Below are 2,808 nucleotides of genomic sequence, written 5' to 3'. Positions count from 1 at the left end.
GATGAGAGCATATGATGCGCCTTTCCCCTCCCGAAAATACAAAGCGGGCGCTCGCGCGTTCCCTGCCCTTGTTCCCGTCACTCCAGACAATCCAGCATCCCAAGCCAACAAAGACGCTTGGAAGGTACTGGAAAAGTGGGACAAACCATTTCTAACCACATTTAGCAACGGTGACCCCATCACCCGAGGCGGAGACCGCTTTATGCAAAAACGTGTTCCTGGATCTGTAGGGCAGGATCATATTACTTTGAAAGGCGGGCACTTCTTGCAGGAAGACTCCAGTGCAGAGTTCGCCGCTGCGGTCAATAAGCTTTTGGATAAGATGGCTTATCAGGGCTCTGGTCAAGTAAGTGCGTAACCATGTTTAACCCCGCACACTTTATTTAGGCAAAAAAAAGCCCGCTTCATTGAGCGGGCAGTAAGATCTAAACGAAATCACTAAAAAACTTGGCCTTTTGCGCTGCGGGCCTGAATCGCTGCGCAACCGGTATGTTATAAATATAAGGCCTGAAGCCCCTTTTGTATGTTGTAGAAAATTTGCGTTGTGTAACAATTTATTGCCACTTATGTGATCTACGTCTCGCCAACCAAACCGCACCTCAGCGCCGAAATAATCAACTTCCATCGTCATGCAGCAAGCGGAAAGACTTTTCCTAGCTCAAATTTAGAGTATATACTCTAAATATAGGTTAGAGTTAAAAGTAGCCGTTTCGTTTAATTATCAGAAAGATGAGTAGAATTATGTTGTTCCCCGTTAAAGTCCAATATTACAAAGGCCTTACTAAAGCACTCAAGGTAGCCGCTGCCGTCATACCAATGCCGAAGCCAACATTATTTTCAGGCGCCGACTCCTCACTTGAGCTTTGTGATGCAATAAGCCACCTAGGGATTAAGAAATTATTACTCGTTACCGACAAAGTGTTAGGCGAAATCGGCCTGCTAAAAGATATTCAGGCCCGCCTTGAGAAGCATGGAATCAAAGTAACGATCTATGACGGCATTCTCCCAGACCCAACTTATGATCAAATTGAAAAAGGTCTCGCTTTATTAAATAAGCATCAATGCGAAGGCATTTTGGCCGTTGGCGGGGGCTCTCCAATAGATGCTAGCAAAGCGATCGCTGCACGAGCGACGAACAATAAGTCGTTAGAGAAAATGGCAGGACTATTCAAACTACGCAAAGCACCGTTACCGCTATTTGTTGTTCCAACGACAGCAGGCACAGGTTCGGAGGTAACAATTGTTTCGGTTGTATCAAATCCGGAAACACATCAAAAGACTCCGATCATTGATCCAAAACTCGTACCAGCGATGGCCGCACTCGATGGCAAGCTCATGCTTGGACTGCCACCATTTGTCACCGCCGCGACAGGAATGGATGCACTGACTCATGCTATTGAGTCTTATATTTCAACCAATGCGACAGATGAAACACGAAGCTACGCGCTTGCCGCCACCAAGCTCATCATGGAGAACTTAGAGACTGCAGTTCATGACGGCAAAAACTTAGAAGCCCGCCAAAACATGGCGATGGCCTCATACTATGCAGGCCTTGCTTTCACGAAAGCAGGTGTCGGCTATGTTCATGCGATCGCTCACAATTTTGGCGCCCTCTACGCAACACCTCATGGACTAGCGAACTCAATTGTTTTGCCACACATTCTCGATTATTCAAAGTCAGATATTATCTCAGAACTCGCGACCCTAGCCGAAGCAAGCGGATTGAAAGCAGGACGGGAAAGCAATAATAAATTAGCGGAAAAATTGATCGCCCGCATTCGCGCCATGCTTGTGTCCTTTGAGATCCCAGCGACTCTTGATAGCCTCAAGACGGAGGATATTCCGCGTATCGCAGAACTCGCCCTTGACGAAGCACATGCGAATTATCCTGTACCTAAATACATGGATAAACGAACATGTGAAGCGTTGATATCAAAAATGGTCGCATAAAGAGCAAAACCTTGACAATGCTTAATCAAAAAGGCATAGTCTCGCGTCATTTTTATGGATGGGTGCAGACACAGACGTTTTAGCGCTGCTAGCACCTGTCGTTTTATATCGTTTATTCGCGAAATTTAGGAGCATTACGGTGGCTAACTCCCCCTCTTCAAAGAAACGCGCGCGTCAACAAGAAGTACGCCGCCAACGCAACGCAGGCCAACGATCTATGGTTCGCACTTACATCAAGAAAGTTGATGCACAGATCGCTACAGGCAACTATGACGATGCTCAAGCAGCATTCCAAACAGCGACTCCACTTATCGACAGCATGGTTAACAAGGGTCTATTCCCCAAGAACAAAGCTGCTCGCACAAAGAGTCGCTTAAACGCACGCATCAAAGCATTGAAAGCGTAAGCGTAAGCAAGACATAAAAAAACCGAGTTATTTAACTCGGTTTTTTTATGTCTGCCGAAGGAGTAAACACCACCCACTGGAATCACGTCAACACGAGATTGTCACAGTGAATCAACTCAGGCTCATGACAATACCCGAGCCTTTCGGAAATTTCTGAACTGGCAAGACCTGCAATTCTCTTAGCGTCCTCTGCATTATAGTTTATCAAGCCCCGAGCCAACTCATCTCCATGCTGATCCAAACAGCGCACCATCTCACCGCGACGAAATCGACCCAATACAGAGACAACACCAACAGGCAACAAGCTTTTTCCACCCGCTCTTAGAGCCTTTACGGCGCCGCCATCAAGAACAACATCACCTTTTGTTTGCAGATGGCCTGCAAGCCATTGCTTCCGAGCTAACTGTCGATCCGTACTCGCCCGGAAAAGCGTCCCAACACTCTCTCCTTCA

Annotated in this window: 3 protein-coding genes and 1 pseudogene; 3 read left to right on the top strand and 1 reads right to left on the bottom strand. The window is 46.9% G+C overall.

From position 1 onward, the window contains the following. From A3751_RS22975 to rpsT, 3 genes and pseudogenes are all read left to right on the top strand, one after another. Positions 1–358: pseudogene (locus tag A3751_RS22975) on the top strand (haloalkane dehalogenase); the annotation flags it as partial. 383 nt (positions 359–741) lie between these two features. Continuing rightward, a complete protein-coding gene (locus tag A3751_RS16080; protein ID WP_068457902.1) occupies positions 742–1,950 on the top strand; it encodes an iron-containing alcohol dehydrogenase in 1,209 nt (402 codons plus the stop codon). A gap of 139 nt (positions 1,951–2,089) precedes the next feature. Beyond that, complete coding sequence (rpsT, locus tag A3751_RS16075) at positions 2,090–2,356, top strand: 30S ribosomal protein S20 (RefSeq protein ID WP_068457901.1); 267 nt, start codon at positions 2,090–2,092, stop codon at positions 2,354–2,356. Positions 2,357–2,438: 82 nt separating this feature from the next. On the opposite strand, the gene A3751_RS16070 is transcribed toward rpsT, so the two are convergent. Then, the coding region (locus A3751_RS16070) for a PUA domain-containing protein (protein ID WP_369821250.1) at positions 2,439–2,808 on the bottom strand (370 nt) is incomplete at its 5' end.

The sequence above is a fragment of the Oleiphilus sp. HI0080 genome, from assembly GCF_001635135.1.
This window is presented reverse-complemented; position numbering and strand designations above follow the sequence as displayed.